This is a genomic window from Arthrobacter sp. SAFR-179 (assembly GCF_059414945.1).
In genome coordinates, this window is the sequence record NZ_JBPFDM010000031.1 from 1 (window position 1) to 583 (window position 583).

Sequence of the window (583 nt, forward strand, 5' to 3'; positions counted from 1 at the left end):
CGCGGGTGCGGGTAGGAGGACAGGGCATGGCCTTCACGGGACTTTTCCTGCCGGAACCCGTCCAGGTCCTCCTCGGACAGGCGTCCTTCCATGAACGCCCTCGCGTACATGCCGGGGGAGGCGTGGCCCTGGAAGAAGACCTGGTCCCCGCCGCCGGGGTGGTCCTTGCCGCGGAAGAAGTGGTTGAACCCGACCTCGTACAGGGTCGCGGCGCCGGCGTAGGTGGAGATGTGCCCGCCGACCCCGATATCGGGCCGCTGCGCCCGGTGGACCATGACCGCGGCGTTCCACCGCATGTACGCCCGGTACCGGCGCTCGTATTCCTCGTTGCCCGGGAACTCGGCTTCCTGGTCCACCGGGATGGTGTTCACGTAATCGGTGGTGGTCACCATCGGCACCCCGACGCTCTGCGCGCCCGCGCGCTGCAGCAGGCTCCGCATGATGTATTGGGCACGCTCGGTGCCCTGTTCCCTGATCAACGCGTCCAGGGACTCAACCCACTCGGCAGTCTCTTCCGGATCACGATCAGGCAGCTGGTTAGTCAACCCGCTGAGGATATGGGAGGTATCTTCTCCTGCAGCCA

General features: G+C 66.4%; 1 pseudogene. It reads right to left on the reverse strand.

The annotated features are described in order from the left end of the window. Nucleotides 1-583 (reverse strand): annotated as a pseudogene (locus ACR65K_RS20630) (pyruvate dehydrogenase (acetyl-transferring), homodimeric type); the annotation flags it as partial.